A 17584-nucleotide genomic window follows, 5' to 3' on the forward strand; every position below is an offset into this window, starting at 1 on the left:
GCCGGACGAACCTGCCGCTCCGTCGCCTGGAGATCACCGTGGACACGATCGACCTGCGGCTGCTGCTGGGCGTTGCCGACGGGCTCGACTGCCCGGCCCTCGCCGCCCGACTCGGTCTGGGTGAGACCGCCGTCCGCAAGCGGCTACGCCGGCTGGCCGGTGCCGGCGGGGTGGCGTGGCTGCGCCGGGCCGGGGCGGGGTACCACCTGACCGACCGGGGGCGGGCGGCGCTGGGCTCGGTCAGTCAGGCGACGGCCGCTGCCGAGGCGATCGCCGCCCTCGTCGGCGTCGACGCCGACGCCGTGGCCATGCGGCACGTGCGGCTGGTGACCTCGGTAGCCGCGACCGGGTCGATCAACGGCGCGGCCCGTGACCTGGGTCTGCCCCAGCCCTCGGTGAGTGCCCAGCTGAAGCGGATCGAGCGTAGCTGGGGCAGCACCCTGTTCGACCGGACCTCGAAGGGCGTGTCGGCCAGGCCGACACTCGTCGAACTGCTGCCACACCTGCAGAGGCTGGAGAAGGAACTGTCCCGGCTGTCGGCGACGACGACGGCCGACGACGTTCCGGTCGTCCCCGGCGGCTTGACGGTGGCCAGTGAGTTCGGTTCCACCGGGATGGTCGACGCGCTCCGCGACGGAACCCTGGTCGACGTGCGGCAGCACGTCGTCAGCATTCCCGGCCCGGACTGGACGCCAGCGATGCTCGCCGCCGACATCTGCGTGTACGCGGACCTGCCGCTCGCCGGCCTTGCCACGCCCGCCGGGTGGGACACGATCGTCGCCTTCGAGGACCCGGCGTACGTCCTGCTGCCCAAGGACGCCGGTGCCGGCCGGACGACCGTCGCGCTGCGCGAGTTGGCGGACCACGACTGGCTCACCGGCCCCGCCGGCACCCGTAACCAGCGGTCGGTTCTGGCTGTCTGTCAGGCCGCGGGCTTCGTGCCCAGGATCCGCTTCACCGCCCTCAACGGGCCCAGTGGCCGCCACATCCTGAAGGACGGCGTGGCGGTCGCCCTCACCAGCGCGACCCTCGTGCCTCCCGGCGAGCTGCACACCGTACGGCTGGCCGAGGACCTCCGGGTCAGGTTGACCGTCGCATGGCGGCACGGTGGCCCGGCCGCACCGACCGCCGCCTGGTTGGCGCGGTGGTTGCGTGACCGACACGTCGGGCAGTTGGCCGAGCGTCGGCCGGATCTGCTCGCCGCACTGCGCGCCGACCCCGCCCGTTGGCCCGGCTACGCCCTGACCTGAGCCGGGGCATCCGCACGGCCCGGTCCGATCCGGCGGCAGTGGTAGCGCACCGCCACCCGGTGCGGCAAGCCACAGCGCGGGGGCCGGGACGCCGGTCACGCCCCCGCCGCCAGGTCAGCCCCTGGAGAACATCTGGCCGATGCGGATCTTGTTGCCGAACGGGTCGCGGATGCCGAAGTCGATCCCGTACGGGCGCTCCGTCGGCTCGTCGGTGATCTCGACGCCCTTGGCGACCAGGTCCTCGTACGTCTTGTGGGCGTCGTCGGTGGTCATGAAGAGGTAGCCGCCCAGCGCCCCCTTGGTGAGCAGTTCCCGGACCTGCCCGGCGGTCGCCGGGTCCAGCGCCGGCGGGCCCGGCTTCTCCAGCAGGATCTCGCGCTCCGGGTCGCCGGGCAGGTTCACCGTCAGCCAGCGCATGAAGCCGAGGTCGGTGTCGGTGTTGACCTCCAGGCCGAGCTTGCCGACATAGAAGTCGAGGGCCTCGTCCTGGTCGAGCACGTAGATCTGGGAGCGGCTGATCGCGTTCATCGTCATGCCGGGAACGCTACGGGGCGGGCCCGACCTGCTGCTTATCCAAAACTGACCGCTGCTGCCCGAAGCTGCTGGGGCGGGTCCACGCCTTCGTGAAGCACACCGGCACGGCGGCGGTCGGCGCCTTGCGCCGGCGGTACTCCGACGGCGGTTCCCCGACGATCTGCCGGAACGTGCGGCTGAACGTGCCCAGGCTGGAGAAGCCGACCGCGAAGCAGACGTCGGTGACGTCCCGGTCGGTGTGCAGCAGCAGGTACATGGCCCGCTCCACCCGCCGCCGCTGGAGGTAGCGGTGCGGTGTCTCGCCGAAGGTCGCCCGGAAGGTGCGGATGAAGTGCGCCTCCGAGACGTACGCGATCCGGGCCAGGGCGGGGATGTCCAGCGGCTGGTCGTACGCGCGGTCCATGGCGTCCCGGGCGCGAAGCATGGCCCGGTTCGACTCCTCCGTCGCCCTGCTCACGCCGCCCAGCATAGGCGTCGGCCGAACCGCCGTTCCCGCTAGCGCGGTCGCCAGGATGGCGGCCGTGATGGCCGGGTGGCGGTGGACCAGGGCCGCAGGGCCCCACCCCGGCCGCGCGCCGGCGCGCGAACCGTTGGGAGCCGATCTGCAATTGGAGCCCCCGGCCGGGATCGAACCGGCGACATCTCGCTTACAAGGCGAGTGCTCTGGCCAGCTGAGCTACAGGGGCGCGTGGTGCCGACGTCAGCATAGCGACTGACGTCCGGATTTCTCCCTCGGCAGGCCCCCCGACCACCGGAAACGTCGCCGAACCGCTGCGGCGCACCTACATCGACGGTCGATTGATGTCCGCCCGTGCCCGAGTGACCGGAATGTCTGGGCGGCCCGTCCCATCCCGTGCATCCCGCCTTGGCACGTGGCGGAAAGCCGTTTACCGTGCAGTGACACGGACGACATCTCGATCATCGAGACGCTGCCCGTGGGCCGGCGCGTCCTGTGCCGGCCGCTCCTTCACTCGGATCGTCCGGCACGTTCCTGCCGGTGAAAGGAAGCACCCCACCATGGCTACGGTCACCTACTCCAAGGCGTCCCGGATCTACCCGGGCCAGGAGCGTCCCGCCGTCAACCAGCTCGACCTGGAGATCGGCGACGGCGAGTTCCTCGTCCTGGTCGGCCCCTCCGGTTGCGGCAAGTCCACCAGCCTGCGCATGCTCGCCGGCCTCGAGGACGTCGACCAGGGCTCGATCCACATCGACGACCGGGACGTCACCCACCTGCCGCCGAAGGCCCGCGACATCGCGATGGTCTTCCAGAACTACGCCCTCTACCCGCACATGACGGTCTACGAGAACATGGCGTTCGCGCTCAAGCTGCGCAAGACCTCCAAGGCCGAGATCGACCGGCGGGTCAAGGAGGCCGCGGCGCTGCTCCAGTTGGAGGAGTACCTGAGCCGCAAGCCGAAGGCGCTCTCCGGCGGTCAGCGCCAGCGGGTGGCCATGGGCCGGGCGATCGTCCGCGAGCCGCAGGTCTTCCTCATGGACGAGCCGCTGTCGAACCTCGACGCGAAGCTGCGTGTGCAGACCCGTACCCAGATCGCGTCGCTGCAGGCGAAGCTGGGCGTCACCACCGTCTACGTCACCCACGACCAGGTCGAGGCCATGACCATGGGCCACCGGGTGGCGGTCATGCTCGACGGTGTGCTCCAGCAGGTGGACACCCCGCGCGCGCTCTACGACACCCCGGCCAACGTCTTCGTCGCCGGCTTCATGGGCTCTCCCGCCATGAACATCAAGACCGTGCCGCTGAGCGAGCGGGGCGCCGCGTTCGCCGACCTGCAGATCCCGCTCACCCGCGAGCAGGTCGAGGCGGCCCGCGCCGACGGCGGCGACAACAAGGTGACCGTCGGCTTCCGCCCCGAGGACTGCGACCTGGTCAGCCCGACCGAGGGCGGCATGCCCGTCGTCGTCGAGCTGGTCGAGGACCTCGGTTCGGACGCCAACATCTACGGCCACGCCGCGCTCGAGGGCAACAACGAGCGCTTCGTGGTCCGTACCGACCGGCGCACCATGCCGAACATGGGCGACACCGTGTTCGTCAAGCCGCGCGAGGGCCGCAGCCACGTCTTCAACGCGAGCACCGGCAACCGCATCTGACGTACGACCCGACGGGGGTGCCCGCCGACCGGCGCGCACCCCCGTCATCGTTTCCGGCCGTAGGCCCCGACGCGCGAAGGGGCGGCCCGCCACCGGCGGACCGCCCCTTCGCGCGTGTGCGGGATCAGCCCTCGGCGGCCCGGCGGCGTGCCACCTCGGCGAGGGTGACGGCGGCGGCGACGCTGGCGTTGAGCGACTCGACGTCGGAGACCATCGGGATGCCGACCGTGAGGTCACAGGTCTCGCCGACCAGCCGGGAGAGCCCCCGACCCTCGGAGCCGACCACCACGACCAGCGGGCCGACGGCGGCCTCCAGGTCGTAGAGGTCGGTCTCGCCGTCGGCGTCCAAACCCACCACCATGAAGCCGGCGTCCCGGCAGGCCTTCAGCGACCGGGTCAGGTTCGTCACCTGGGCGACCGGCACCCGCGCCGCCGCGCCGGCGCTGGTCCGCCAGGCGGTCGCGGTGATGCCGGCGGCCCGCCGCTCCGGTACGAAGACACCCTGCGCGCCGAAGGCGGCGGCGGAGCGGATCACCGCGCCGAGATTGCGCGGGTCGGTGACTCCGTCGAGCGCCACGAGCAGCGGGGCGGCCTGCTCCAGCGCCGCCGCGACGAGGTCCTCGAAGGGCTCGTAGGCGAACGGCGGCACCTGGAGGCCGACGCCCTGGTGCAGCACGCCGCCCGTCATCCGGTCCAGCTCGGCCCGGCTGATCTCCAGGTTCGCGATGCCCCGGTCGGCGGCAGTGCGGATGATCTCGTTGACCCGGTCGTCGACGTCGATTCCCTGGGCGGTGTAGAGCGCGGTCGCCGGCACCAGGGCGCGCAGCGCCTCCAGCACCGGGTTGCGCCCGACCAGCAGCTCCGGGGTGTCCTTCGACGGGTTGGACTTGCGGCCCGGCGCGACCCGGGGGCCGCCGCGACCGGCGGGCCGGCCGCCCCGGGCACCGCCCGCGCCGCGCCCGCCGGTGGTCGGCGTGCCCCGGCCACCGCCCTTGCCCCAGGTGGTGTCCTTGCTGCCCGGCTGACCGATCTTCGGGGCGCGCCCCTCCTCGGCCGCCGCCCGGCGCTCCTTGTCCTGCTTCCAGGCGGTGCGCTGCGGCAGCTTCTCGGTGCCCGAGTAGGCCTTGTGCCAGGGCCGCTCGTCGGCGGGCAGAGTCTTCCCCCGCCCGGCGAGGCTGTCCTTGTTCTTGCCACCGGAGCCCTTCGGGGCTCCCGCCTTCGGCGTCAGTCGCCGGCCACGGCGCTGCGAGTTGCCGGCCATCAGTCCTGCTCTCCAATAGTCCAACGGGGGCCCTGGGGGGTGTCCTCGACCACCACGCCGGCCTGCTTGAGCTGGTCGCGTACGGCGTCGGCGGCAGCCCAGTCCTTGCGACCGCGGGCCTGTGCGCGCTGCTCCAGGGCCAGCGCGACCAGCGAGTCCACCACGCCGCGCAGGTCGTCCGCGCGGCCGCCACCGGTCCACGCCGGGTCGAGGGGGTCGATCCCGAGGATATCCAGCATGGCACGGGCCGCGGCCAGCGCCGTGCGGACGGTCACATCGTCGCCGCCGGTCAACGCGGTGTTGCCGTCGCGGACCACCTCGTGCAGGACGGCGAACGCGGCGGAGGTGTTCAGGTCGTCGTCCATCGCCGCGGCGAACGCCCCCGGCAGGTCGCCGAGCTGGCCGGCGCCGACGCGCTCGACGGCCCGCTGCACGAACCCCTCGATCCGGCGGTACGCGACGGCGGCCTCGCGCAGCGCGTCCTCGGAGTAGTCGATGCGGGACCGGTAGTGCGCGGCGGCGTAGTAGTAGCGCAGCTCCACCGGGCGCACCCCGAGCGAGTCGACGTACGTCAGGTCGAGGGCGTTGCCCAGCGACTTGCCCATCTTGGCGCCGCCGATGCTGAGCAGCCCGTGGTGCACCCAGTAGCGGGCGAACGGCAGCCCGGCGGCCTGCGACTGGGCGATCTCGTTCTCGTGGTGGGGGAAGGTGAGGTCCAGCCCTCCGCCGTGGATGTCGAACTCGGCGCCGAGGTAGCGCCAGCACATCGCCGAGCACTCGATGTGCCAGCCCGGCCGGCCCCGCCCCCACGGCGACGGCCAGTAGGCGTCCGCCGGCTCGTCGGGCTTGGCGCCCTTCCACAACGCGAAGTCGCGCGGGTCGCGCTTGCCCCGGTCGGGCGCGTCCCCGGCCGACTGCATCGCGTCCGGCGACTGTCCCGACAGGAAGCCGTACGCCGGCCACGAGCGGACGTCGAAGTAGACGTCACCGGAGTCGTCGGTGGCCGGGTAGGCGTGCCCCTCGGCGATCAGCTTGGCGATCAGCTCGTGCATCTCCGGGACGTGCCCGGTGGCGCGCGGCTCGTACGTCGGGGGCAGCACGTTCAGCGCCCGGTAGGAGTCGGCCAGGATCAGCTCGTTGGCGTACGCGATCGACCAGAACGGCCGGCCCCGCTCCATCGCCTTGACCAGGATCTTGTCGTCGATGTCGGTCACGTTGCGGATGAAGGTGACCTCGTAGCCGGCGGCGAGCAGCCAGCGGCGCAGCACGTCGTAGTTGACGCCGGAGCGAAGGTGACCGATGTGCGGCGGGGCCTGGAGGGTGAGACCACACAGGTAGACCCCCACCTTGCCGGTTTCCCGCGGGACGAAGTCCCGCACCGATCGGGTGGCGGTGTCATACAGGCGTAGCGTCACCGTACAAGGGTAGCCGTCGCACGCGTTCCGGGGTTGTCCGGAGCCGGGTCGTACGCTGCTGTTCGTGGAGACGACGGCGCGGGGCGGGGAGACGGCGCAGACGCTGGACCGGGGGCTGCGGCTGTTGCACCTGGTCGCCGACGCGCCGGGCGGGCTCACCGTCACCGAGGCGGCGAACCGGTTGGGCATCGGCCGGGCGGCGGTGTACCGGCTGGTCGGCGCGCTCACCGCGCACGGCATGCTGCGCCGTGACGGCGGGGGCCGGCTGCGCCTCGGTGCCGGGGTGCTGCACCTGGCACGACGGGCCCAGCCGCTGCTCGCCGAGGGGGCGCTGCCCGCGTTGCGCCGCCTCGCCGAGCAGGCCGGCGCGACCGCCCACCTGACCGTGGTCGAGGGCGGCGAGGGGGTCGCCCTCGCCGTGGTCGAGCCGAGCTGGACGTCCTTCCACGTCGCGTACCGGACGGGGGCGCGGCACCCGCTGGAGCGCGGTGCGGCCGGGCAGGCCATCCTCGCCGGCCGGGCGGGCGCCGCCGGCCCGGTGAGCACCGCCGGGGAGCTCCAGCCGGGGGCGTACGGCGTGGCCGCCCCGGTGCTCGGCGTGCCGGGTCTGGAGGCGAGTGTCGGGGTGGTGGCGCTGGCCCCGCTGGACGCCGAGGGGGTCGGCGCGCAGGTCCTCGCCGCCGCCGCCGCCATCGCCACCGCCCTCTCCTGAGCGGGCCGGTCCTTCACCTCCCCCGCCCGCCGGGGACGTCCTCGCCTCCCGAGAGGCGCTCTTCTAGCACATCCGGCGGCCGTCGTGTCGGTTGTCCACAGGCGACGATGTCCCGTTGCGCCTCCGGTTGTCCACAGGGGTGCCGGGCGGCGCCCGGAGGCGGGCACGCTGCCTCCATGCCACCTCCACCGCACCGGCCCGGCGCCCTGGCCTGGCAGGTCTTCCGCGGCTCAGACGCGATCCGACAGGGGCTGGTCACCGAGCACCAGCTGCGCAGCTCGGCCTGGCTACGCCTGCGCCACGACGTCTACGCCGACGCCCGGCTGCACCGGGACCACGCCCTGGCCTGCCGGGCCGCCGTCCTGCGGCTGCCGCCCGAGGCGCTCTTCGCCGGCCCCTCGGCGGCCTGTCTGCACGGTGTCGAGCACGCCGCCTCGTTCGCCGACGACGTGCATGTCCTCGTCCCGAGGGGGGTTCGCCTCGGCCCGCAACGGGGCCTGCGCGTGCACTGCACGGGCGCGCACCGGCAGCCAGCAGGGGCGGGTGGCGGGCCGTACCCGACGCTCCGCACGCCGGGCGACGGCCTCCGCACGGCGCTGCGCGCGCCGGCCGACGGTCCGGGCAGTCCGGTCCGGCCGGTTCCGGGCGGACCGAGGGTGGCGGATCTGCGTACCGCCGGCGTGCCGGCCAGCACGGATCCGACCTCGGCGGCCTGGGAGACGGCGGTCTGGTTGGAGCCGCTGCGTGCGGTCGGCATCGTCGACAGGCTGCTCCGGCAGGGGCTGACCAGCCGTGCGGCCCTCGCCGACGTCGCCGCCCGCAACGCCGACCGGCCGGGCGGTCGCCGGGCCCGCTGGGTGTTCGAACTGGCGGATCCGGGCGCCCGGTCGGCGGCCGAGTCCGAGCTTCGGGTGCGGCTCGTGCTGGCCGGGCTGCCACGTCCCGCCGTCCGGCACGCGGTCCGGGCCGCCTCCGGGCTGGTCGTGCACGCCGACCTGGCGTGGCCGGCGTACCGAGTCGCCGTCGCCCAGGACGGGCGGCACGCCGAGACCGACGCCGGGCACCTCGACCGGATCGCCCGGCTCGTCGGGGCCGGCTGGCTCGTGCTACCGGTGACCGGCAGGCGACTGCGCCAGGACTTCCCGGGCGTCCTGCGCGAGACGCGCGCCGCGCTCGGCGCCCGGGGCTGGCGCCCGTGACCGGGGCGCCTCCGCCACCGGCCGCCGGGCCGACCGCCACCCGCCGGACAGGCGAGGGGCCCGGTCGACGTCGACCGGGCCCCTCCGATGGTGCGTCGTTACGGGCGGACGTTGGGCTTGACCGGGGTCTTCACCGCCGCGTAGGCGTCGACGATGCCGTACCCGTAGAAGCCGTTGAAGTTCAGCCCTCCGGCGCAGTAGGCGTCGAACTCGGCGTCCCGACCCTCGTTGGCGTACGACTGGAGGCGCGGCTCCGGGCAGGCGCGCTCGGCGGCCGTCCGGTAGAGGTGCTGCTCCACCAGCTTCGGCGCCATGCCGAAGCCACCCCGACGGTCCTTCTTGCCGTGCTTGCTGACGATCAGCGCGGCGACGCCGGAGGCGTGCGGGGCCGCCATCGAGGTGCCCTGCAGGTAGGTGTAGTACCCGCACTCGCCGTTGGCCTTGCACGCCTTGAAGACCGACTCCTCGAAGCCGGCGACGATGTTGCCGTCGGCGTCGACCGAGCCCTCCTCCTGGAGCACCTTCTTCGGGTACGTCGAGAGGATCATGTTGGCGTCGGTGCGGAAGGTGTCCGTGCCGAAGCCGTCGCGGAACCAGCCGCCGGGCGCCGCCACGGCGGTCTGCTCGGTGCCGTAGTTCGAGAAGTCCGACTTCTTGCCCGACGGCCCGACCGCCGACACGCTGATCACGTTGGGGCCCTCGGTGGGCAGGTCCCAGCAGCTGTCGTTGTCGATCTCGCGCGGGTAGGGCGCGGTGTCACCGTAGTCCGGGCTCGACGTGTCGGTCCGCGGGTCGCCCAGGTCCTCGTGGCTGTTGCCCAGCGCGCCGACCAGGGTGACGCCCCGGTTGTGGGCGAAGTTCAGGGCCCGCTTCATGGCCTTGATGATGGCCCGCTGCTCGGCCTGGTGCTCGGGGGAGTCGGCCGGGTTGGCGGTGCAGTTGTAGAGCCACGGGTCGACGTAGAAGGACATGTTGACCACGTCCAGGCCGACCTTCCCGGCGTGCAGCAGGGAGTTGACCACCGGCTCCAGGAAGAAGTAGCCGGAGTCCTGGCCGCCCTTGAGTTCGACCAGGGAGACGTTCGGGGCGACGCCGGAGAGACCGAAGCCGTTGGCGGCGGCGCCGATGGTGCCGGCCACGTGGGTCCCGTGCCCGCCGTCGTCGGTGCCGACCGGGTCGAGGCAGCTCGCCACCTCGCACTCGCCGTCGACGTCGACGATGTCGGGGGCGAAGTTACGGGACAGCGCCCAGTCGAAGTTCGGCGCGATGTCCGGGTTGCTGGCGTCTACGCCGGTGTCCAGGACGCCGACGGTGACCCGGCGGTCACCCGGCTCGATCTTGCGCGCCCGGTCGGCCCTGATCATCTCCAGGCCCCAGAGCTTGTCGTCGAGCGGGTCCATCTTCTTGCCACGCTTGGCGCCGACGCCCTTGGCCGCGGCGGCGGCCAACAGGTGCTCCTGCTCGACCCGGTCCAGCTTGGGCTTGCGGCCGATCGCCTTCTGCTCGGTGGCGCCGATCAGCGTCGACGCGGCGGTGGCCTTCGCGGCGAAGTCCGCCCGGTCGCTGGTCACCCGGAACATGCCGACCTCGTCGGACCGGGACACCACGGTGCCACCGGCCGAACGGATGGCGGCGACGGCCGCGTCCGCGGAGACACCGTCCTCGGCGACGACGGTGAAGGTACGGGCACTGGTCGGCTCGGCACTGGCCGGCACGCTCATGCCCGTCACCGCGAGTGCCAGCGTCGTCGCGGTTGCGACGGCACCGGCGGTGAAGCGCTTGCTCACCACATCGGATCCTCTCGTTGAGGGACGTGGCAGCCATCAGACAACACCGCGGCACTTTCCGCCATAGCAACGTCGGCTATGGCGGGAATCTCGTTTTCATCCGTCGTGGACGCGACAGCGCGGCCCGTTCGGGTCACGGCAGGGCGGGCTCGGCGACGTGCGGTTCCGGGCGGTCGTCGGTACGGGGGGCACGCAGTTCGTCGACGCGCACCAGGGCGACGCCGGCGACGATCAGGGCGCCACCGAGCAGTTGCACCACGGTGGGCAGTTCGCCCAGCACCAGCCAGGCGATCAGGACGGCGAACATCACCTCGGTCAGCCCCACGAACGACGACAGCCGCGCGCCGAGGATCCGGGTGCCGGCGATCCCGGCGAGGTACGCGACGACGGCGGCGACCAGCGACAGGCCGACCACCGGCACCAGCCAGCTGGTGCGCTGCCCGGCGAAGGTGACCTCGCCGAGAGCCACCCGCAGCGGCAGCACACCGACCGCGCCGAGCAGGAGCAGGGCGGCGGCCCCGACGGCCATGCCGCCGCTGGCCATGGCCACCGAGGGCAACTCCTCGTCGACCCGGCCCGCGAGCACGAAGTAGCCGGCGAGGCCGATCGCCGCGCCCAACCCCCAGAGCACGCCCACCGGGTCGAGGCGGCCGGCCCCGGTCAGGTCCAGGACGAAGAAGAGGCCGGCGAGGGCCGCCGCCGAGCCGGCGACGGTCAGCCGGCGGGGACGCTGCCCGTGGACCAGCCACATCCAGCCCACCACCAGCACGATGCCGAGGTACTCCAGCAGCAGCGCGACGCCGACCGGCAGGTAGCGGACCGCGTTGAAGAAGCAGACCTGGGCCGTCGCAACCCCGAGCAGCCCGAACACGCCGATCGCGGCTAGGTTGCGGCGCAGCACGCCCCATCTGCCGCGCAGCGACAGCACGGCCGGGACCGCCACGATCAGGGCGGCGACGCCGACCCGGGCGACCACGGCCGCCTCGGCCGACCAGCCGGCGTCGATGAGGGACCGGGCGAACGTGCCCGACGTGGCGAAGGTGACGGCGGAGAGCAGCGCGAGGCCGAGACCGAGCCCGGCGGCGGGTGGCTGACGCATCGATCCACTCCCACTGTCATGAGTAAAATGCCACTACACCCGTGACGCTAGGCCGGCCCTGCGACAGGAGTCAAGTTGCTTTTCACTCATGACACGGAGTGCTCCCTGACCGCCGTGGCAGCGCTGGTGAACACCGCCGGCCGCGACGGTGAGGGCCTGCCCGACGTCGCCGCCCTGGACGCGCACTTCGTCGCCCACGGCTACAGCGGGCGGCACGAGCACACCGAGGAGGAACTGCGGGCGGTGCGCGACCTCCGGCCCCGGCTGCGCCGCGTCTGGCACGCCGACACCGAGGGCATCGTCGCCATCGTCAACGAACTGCTCCGCGAGCACGACGCGCTGCCGCAGCTCATCACCCACGACGACGAGCCGTACCACTTCCACGCCGTGCCGCGCGACGCGCCGCTGGCGGCCCGGATGGCCGTCGAGGCCGCGATGGCGCTGGCGGATCTCGTACGCGCCGGGGAGCTGCGCCGACTGCGGACCTGCGACCACCCGGCCTGCGAGAACGTGCTCGTCGACCTGTCGAAGAACCGCTGCCGACGGTTCTGCGACGCGGGCTGCGGCAACCGCGCCGCCGTCACCGCCTACCGCGCCCGCAGGTCCGCCGCGCGCGGTTGACGGCGACGATTCAGCGGGCCCGGCCGCGTATCCGCTCCCGTGCCGACCCACCAGTCCCCGTCGCGGCACAGGAACCGCACCGGCGACAGGTGCGGCGAACCGTCCGGGCGCAGGGTCCACAGCGACACCACACGCTCGCGGCCGGGGCGGTCCAGGGCCTCCGCCCCGGGCACGACCCTCGCCGCCGTCGCCGTTGATGCCGTTGACGCCGTTGACGCCGCCGGTTGAAACGTTGTCACCCGTCCCGCCCGCAGGCACGCCCGCCCTCCGCCCTGTCGAGCTGCCCCGTTCATTGGACCACCCCGGACGCACGGCCCTCGCCGCCTCTACGGACGGTCCGACTTGCCGGTCAGCGCTGGGACGCCTACCTGTCGGCAGGGCTGTCGGCGCCTCGGTCTCACCGATGGGGCAGCTCGACAGCGCGCACGCCGCCCTCCGCGCGCGGGGACCGGGCATGCGCCACGGATGGCGGTTCCCGGCGGTGTCCCACCGCCCTGCGCGCGCGGGGACCGGGCATGCGCCACGGATGGCGGTTCCCGGCGGTGTCCCACCGCCCTGCGCGCGCGGGGAACCGGGCAGCGCCCGGCACGGACACCCGACGACGGCGCTCACCCACGACCCGTGCCGGAAGCCTGACAAGGCCGAGACCGACGTGGGCAGGCTCGACAGTGCCTCCCCTCGCTACCTTCCGGCAGGAGCGGGCATCGGACCGGGCCAAGGCCGGACGACCGGGCGGGACAGGGCGGGTAGCGGCGGGACGACTCAGGGGTGGGTCATCCGGAGCAGGTCGAGCGCCTCGTCGAGCTGCGTCTCGGTGAGCTTGCCCGAGTCGACGTGCCCCCGGGAGATGACCACCTCGCGGATCGAGACCTGCTTGGCCAGCGCCTCCTTGGCGATGGAGGCGGCCTCGTCGTAGCCGAGGTGGCGGTTGAGCGGGGTGACGATCGACGGGGAGCCCTCCGCGTACGCCAGACAGACCTCGGCGTCCGCGACCAGGCCGACCACCATGCGGTCGGCGAAGAGCCGGCTCGACGCGGCGAGCAGGCGGATCGATTCCAGCAGGTTGCGGCCCATCACGGGGAGCATGACGTTCAGCTCGAAGTCGCCCTGGGAGCCGGCGAACCCCACGGTGGCGTCGTTGCCGATGACCTGGGCGCAGACCTGCCGCATCGCCTCGGCCACCACCGGGTTCACCTTGCCCGGCATGATCGACGAGCCGGGCTGGAGGTCGGGGATGCGCAGCTCGCGCAGCCCGGCGCGGGGGCCCGAGCCCATCCAGCGGATGTCGTTGGCGATCTTGTAGAGGCCGACGGCGACCGTACGCAGCTGCCCGGAGGTCTCCACCAGCGCGTCCCGGGCGCCCTGCGCCTCGAAGTGGTTGCGCGCCTCGGTCAGCGGCAGACCCGTCGAACCGCGCAGCTTCTCGATGACCTTCGCGGCGAAGCCGAACGGGGTGTTGATGCCGGTGCCGACCGCCGTGCCGCCCAGCGGCAGCTCCGCCAGCCGGGGCAGGGCCCCCTCCAGTCGCTCGATGCCGTAGCGGACCTGGGCGGCGTACCCGCCGAACTCCTGCCCGAGAGTCACGGGAGTGGCGTCCATCAGGTGGGTACGGCCGGCCTTGACCACGGTCTCGAACTCCGTGGCCTTGCCCTCCAGCGCCTCCGCCAGGTGAGCCAGCGCGGGCAGCAGCTCCCGCGCGACCGCCTCGGTGGCCGCCAGGTGGATCGAGGACGGGAAGACGTCGTTGCTGGACTGCGAGGCGTTCACGTCGTCGTTCGGGTGCACGTCCCGGCCCAGCTCCCGGCCGGCCAGCGTGGCGATGACCTCGTTGGTGTTCATGTTCGACGACGTGCCGGAGCCCGTCTGGAACACGTCGATCGGGAACTGGTCGTCGTAGCCGCCGTCGGCCACGTGTGCCGCCGCGGCGGCGATCGCCGCGGCGACGTCCGCGTCGATGACGCCCAACTCGCCGTTGACCTCGGCCGCCGCTCCCTTGATCTGGGCCAGCGCCCGGATCTGGGCCGGTTCGATGCCCCGGCCGGAGATCGGGAAGTTCTGCACCGCGCGCTGGGTCTGCGCCCGCCACAGCGCCTCGGTGGGCACCTCCACCTCGCCCATCGAGTCGCGTTCGATCCGGTAGCCCGTCGCCTCTGGAGTCGTCACGCGTACCATCCTGCCGCGCCGCGCGCCGGGCCGCAGGGAAAGCTGGTCCGACGCCGTGCGGCTCCAAATCCTGACGATCGGGTGGCGTGACGAATCTAAGGTCATGACATCGACCGCATACCACTCGGAGGTTCCATGTCGATTCGACACCGGGTTTCGTCACGCCGTACGGCGACGACGACAGTTGCTCTCCTACTGGCCACGGGCAGCCTGGTGGCCGTGACCGCGCAGCCAGCGGCGGCCATAACCGACTACGTCACTCCAGCCAGCGTCACATGGACTGACGCCTGGCAGCCGACCATGTCGTTCTCCCCCTCCGACGACACGGTTCCGGTGGGCAGTTGGGTGGCTGACGGGAAGAAGCACACCGCCCGGGCGTACTTCACCTTTGACCTGACGCCCTACCAGGGGAAACGGGTCATCTCGGCCCGCGGGATCACCGGGGAGACGAGCGTCAACGACTGCTCCAGGCCGCGTGAGATCGAGCTGTGGCGGACCGACCCTCCCGCCAGCGCCCCGACCTGGAACACCGCCCCGGCGGTACGGGAGAAGGTGGCGGACATCGCCTATCCGAACCTGCCCTGCGGGAGCAGCTTCATCGGGGTGATGATCACCGAGACGGTGCGCCAGGCGGTGGCGGACGGGCACGACCAGCTCACGCTCATGGTCCGGATCGCCAGCGACCACGAGGCGAACAGGCACTACGGCCGCCGGATCAAGAACGTCGGCATCTCCCTGGACCACAACACGCCGCCGAACATTCCCGACCAGCTCACCGTCGATGGCGCAGCGTGCGACACCCCGCTGACGATCCGCACCACCACACCGACACTCCGAGCCCTGGTCTCCGATCCCGATGTCAACGAGACCGGGGGCCACGACCATGTCGCGGGCACCTTCGCCTGGTGGCCCGTCGACCGCCCGGCGGAGCGGGCGGAAGCCACCCTCGACGGTCAGACGGCCCCGGCGCAGTACCAGTACCGGCTCCCGGCGGACACGCTCGTGCATGCTGGCACCTACGCCTTCGCGGTGCGGGCGTCCGACCAGCACGACAGCTCGGGCTGGTCGCCGGAATGCCGGTTCACCGTCGACACGGTGGCGCCGGCCGCCCCGGCCGTCTCCTCCACCGACTACCCGGATCAGGGCGGCTCGCCGGGCACCGGGGGCCCCGGCATCCCGGGCAGCTTCACCTTCGCCGCCGAAGCCGACGACCTGAAGGGCTTCGTCTACGGCGATTTCGGTGGCACGCACTTCGTCCCGGTGGACGCATCGGGCCGGTCTGCGACGGTCAGCTACGCGCCCGAGCGAGACGGACCGAACAGCCTCGTCGTGCAGAGCGTCGACCGGGCCGGGAACTTCTCCGAGAACACCGTCTACCAGTTCTTCGTGCGTTCCACCGCGCCGACGATCATCGACGAGGACCCGGCGGCACCGGCAGGTACGCCGCGGCGGCTCAGCTTCGCACCGAACATGGCGAACGTGGTGAAGTACACGTACCGGCTCAATGACGGCGAGGAGACCACGGTCAGCGCCGAAGCCGACGGCACGGCGCGGGTCACCGTGACCCCGGCGGTCTCCGACGTGTACTTCCTGTACGTCCGCAGCACGACCGCGGGCGGACTGCTCTCGGGTGAGGCCCAACTGTTCTTCTGGGTGCCGGAAGCGGGATGACGACGAGGGGCGCCGGGCGACTGCCCGGCGCCCCTTCGCGTACGCGGGTCAGCGGCGGCCGACCGTCAGCACCGGCTTGGTGACCTCGGCGAAGAAGTCGTTGCCCTTGTCGTCGACCACGATGAAGGCCGGGAAGTCCTCCACCTCGATCTTCCAGACCGCCTCCATGCCCAGCTCCGCGTACTCCAGGACCTCGACGTGCTTGATGCAGTCCTGCGCGAGCCGGGCGGCCGGGCCGCCGATCGAGCCGAGGTAGAAGCCGCCGTGCTGCTGGCAGGAGCGGGTGACCTGGGCGGAGCGGTTGCCCTTGGCGAGCATGACCTGGGAGCCGCCCGCGGCCTGGAACTTCTCCACGTACGCGTCCATCCGCCCGGCGGTGGTCGGGCCGAACGAGCCGGACGCGTAGCCCTCCGGGGTCTTGGCGGGGCCGGCGTAGTAGACCGCGTGGTCGCGCAGGTACTGCGGCATCGGCTCGCCGGCGTCCAGCCGCTCCGCGATCTTGGCGTGCGCGATGTCGCGGGCCACCACGAGCGGGCCGGTCAGTGACAACCGGGTCTTCACCGGGTACTTCGACAGCTCGGCGCGGATCTCGTCCATCGGCCGGTTGAGGTCGACACGGACCACCTCGGACGCGTCGAGCGTCTCGTCGGTGACGTCGGGCAGGTAGCGCGCCGGGTCGGTCTCGAGCCGCTCCAGCCACACGCCCGACGGGGTGATCTTGGCGACCGCCTGCCGGTCGGCCGAACAGGAGACGGCGATCGCCACCGGGCAGGAGGCGCCGTGCCGGGGCAGTCGGACCACCCGTACGTCGTGGCAGAAGTAGCGCCCGCCGAACTGCGCGCCGATGCCGAAGTCGCGGGTCAGCTCCAGCACCTCCGCCTCCAGCTCCAGGTCCCGGAAGCCGTGCGCGCTCATCGAGCCCGAGGTGGGCAGCGCGTCCAGGTACTTGGCGCTGGCGTACTTGGCGGTCTTCAGGGCGTACTCGGCGGAGGTGCCGCCGATGACGACGGCGAGGTGGTAGGGCGGGCAGGCGGAGGTGCCGATCAGCCGCAGCTTCTCCTCCAGGAACTGCATCATCCGCGTGGGGTTCAGCAGCGCCTTGGTCTCCTGGTAGAGGTACGACTTGTTGGCCGAGCCGCCGCCCTTGGCCATGAAGAGGAACTTGTACGCGTCGGGCTGCCCGTCCGGATCCTCCGCGTAGAGCTCCACCTGCGCCGGCAGGTTGCTGCCGGTGTTGCGCTCCTCCCACATGGTCAGCGGGGCGAGCTGCGAGTAGCGCAGGTTGAGCCGGGTGTAGGCCTGGTAGACCCCGCGCGAGACGGCCTCGGCGTCGCTGCCGTCGGTGAGTACGTGCCGGCCGCGCTTGCCCATCACGATCGCGGTGCCCGTGTCCTGGCACATCGGCAGCACGCCGCCGGCCGCGATGTTGGCGTTGCGCAGCAGGTCGAGCGCGACGAACCGGTCGTTGGGCGAGGCCGCCGGGTCGTCGATGATCGACCGCAGCTGGGCCAGGTGCGCCGGGCGCAGGTAGTGCGCGATGTCGTGCATCGCCTCGGCGGTCAGCGCGGTGAGCGCGGTCGGCTCCACGGTGAGGAACCGGCGACCCCCCGGCCCGTTGACGACGTCGACGCCCTCGTCGGTGACCAGACGGTATTCCGTCTGGTCCGGGCCGGTCGGCAGCAAGGGAGCATACGAGAACGAGGCGGCACTGCTCATGAGCGGAAAGCCTAGGGCAGAAGGGTCGATCAGTCCCACCCGCCGGG

The 17584-nt window shown here is 72.4% G+C and carries 14 protein-coding genes and 1 tRNA gene; 6 read left to right on the forward strand and 9 right to left on the reverse strand.

The window, feature by feature from the left end; genetic code table 11:
* Positions 1-38 precede the first annotated feature (38 nt).
* Positions 39-1250, forward strand: coding sequence for a LysR family transcriptional regulator (locus KBX06_RS04145; RefSeq protein WP_210832773.1), 1212 nt, complete (start codon positions 39-41; stop codon positions 1248-1250).
* A gap of 114 nt (positions 1251-1364) precedes the next feature.
* Here the strand turns inward: KBX06_RS04145 and KBX06_RS04150 are convergent, their stop codons facing one another.
* The 3 genes from KBX06_RS04150 to KBX06_RS04160 all read right to left on the reverse strand — a co-directional run bounded on the left by KBX06_RS04150 (position 1365) and on the right by KBX06_RS04160 (position 2470).
* Positions 1365-1784, reverse strand: a complete 420-nt coding sequence (locus KBX06_RS04150) for a VOC family protein (protein ID WP_210832774.1) — start codon at positions 1782-1784, stop codon at positions 1365-1367.
* A gap of 10 nt (positions 1785-1794) precedes the next feature.
* Positions 1795-2241, reverse strand: coding sequence for a helix-turn-helix domain-containing protein (locus tag KBX06_RS04155; protein WP_210832775.1), 447 nt, complete (start codon positions 2239-2241; stop codon positions 1795-1797).
* Positions 2242-2393: 152 nt separating this feature from the next.
* Positions 2394-2470 (reverse strand) — tRNA-Thr (locus tag KBX06_RS04160).
* A 331-nt stretch (positions 2471-2801) separates the two neighbouring features.
* Between KBX06_RS04160 and KBX06_RS04165 the strand changes: the two genes are divergently transcribed.
* Positions 2802-3893: an ABC transporter ATP-binding protein gene (locus KBX06_RS04165; protein WP_210832776.1), complete on the forward strand. Its 1092-nt coding sequence runs from the start codon at positions 2802-2804 to the stop codon at positions 3891-3893.
* A 124-nt stretch (positions 3894-4017) separates the two neighbouring features.
* On the opposite strand, the gene rlmB is transcribed toward KBX06_RS04165, so the two are convergent.
* Positions 4018-5154: a 23S rRNA (guanosine(2251)-2'-O)-methyltransferase RlmB gene (gene rlmB, locus KBX06_RS04170; RefSeq protein ID WP_210832777.1), complete on the reverse strand. Its 1137-nt coding sequence runs from the start codon at positions 5152-5154 to the stop codon at positions 4018-4020.
* Positions 5154-6569, reverse strand: coding sequence for a cysteine--tRNA ligase (gene cysS, locus KBX06_RS04175; RefSeq protein WP_210832778.1), 1416 nt, complete (start codon positions 6567-6569; stop codon positions 5154-5156). The genes rlmB and cysS overlap by 1 nt, the downstream gene beginning before the upstream one ends.
* Positions 6570-6633: 64 nt before the next feature.
* On the opposite strand from cysS, the gene KBX06_RS04180 reads away from it, so the two are divergent.
* Together KBX06_RS04180 and KBX06_RS04185 are read left to right on the forward strand one after the other, a co-directional pair.
* Complete coding sequence (locus tag KBX06_RS04180) at positions 6634-7281, forward strand: IclR family transcriptional regulator (protein WP_210832779.1); 648 nt, start codon at positions 6634-6636, stop codon at positions 7279-7281.
* 176 nt (positions 7282-7457) lie between these two features.
* A complete protein-coding gene (locus KBX06_RS04185) occupies positions 7458-8480 on the forward strand; it encodes a hypothetical protein (protein ID WP_210832780.1) in 1023 nt (340 codons plus the stop codon).
* Between the two features lie 98 nt (positions 8481-8578).
* On the opposite strand, the gene KBX06_RS04190 is transcribed toward KBX06_RS04185, so the two are convergent.
* Positions 8579-10267 (reverse strand): S8 family serine peptidase, encoded by a 1689-nt coding sequence (locus KBX06_RS04190; RefSeq protein ID WP_210832781.1) that lies wholly within the window; start codon positions 10265-10267, stop codon positions 8579-8581.
* Positions 10268-10400: 133 nt separating this feature from the next.
* Positions 10401-11366: a DMT family transporter gene (locus KBX06_RS04195; RefSeq protein ID WP_210832782.1), complete on the reverse strand. Its 966-nt coding sequence runs from the start codon at positions 11364-11366 to the stop codon at positions 10401-10403.
* A 75-nt stretch (positions 11367-11441) separates the two neighbouring features.
* On the opposite strand from KBX06_RS04195, the gene KBX06_RS04200 reads away from it, so the two are divergent.
* Entirely contained in the window at positions 11442-11987 is a 546-nt protein-coding gene (locus tag KBX06_RS04200; RefSeq protein ID WP_210832783.1) for a CGNR zinc finger domain-containing protein, read from the forward strand.
* A gap of 762 nt (positions 11988-12749) precedes the next feature.
* On the opposite strand, the gene KBX06_RS04205 is transcribed toward KBX06_RS04200, so the two are convergent.
* Positions 12750-14159, reverse strand: coding sequence for a class II fumarate hydratase (locus tag KBX06_RS04205; RefSeq protein WP_210832784.1), 1410 nt, complete (start codon positions 14157-14159; stop codon positions 12750-12752).
* A 291-nt stretch (positions 14160-14450) separates the two neighbouring features.
* On the opposite strand from KBX06_RS04205, the gene KBX06_RS04210 reads away from it, so the two are divergent.
* Entirely contained in the window at positions 14451-15821 is a 1371-nt protein-coding gene (locus KBX06_RS04210; protein ID WP_210832785.1) for a hypothetical protein, read from the forward strand.
* Between the two features lie 48 nt (positions 15822-15869).
* Here the strand turns inward: KBX06_RS04210 and KBX06_RS04215 are convergent, their stop codons facing one another.
* Positions 15870-17537 carry a fumarate hydratase gene (locus KBX06_RS04215; RefSeq protein ID WP_210832786.1) on the reverse strand — a complete coding sequence of 556 codons (1668 nt, stop codon included), beginning with the start codon at positions 17535-17537 and terminating at the stop codon, positions 15870-15872.
* Positions 17538-17584: the final 47 nt, after the last annotated feature.

Source organism: Micromonospora sp. C31 (assembly GCF_018070575.1).
In the GTDB taxonomy this organism is placed as follows: Bacteria; Actinomycetota; Actinomycetes; order Mycobacteriales; family Micromonosporaceae; genus Micromonospora.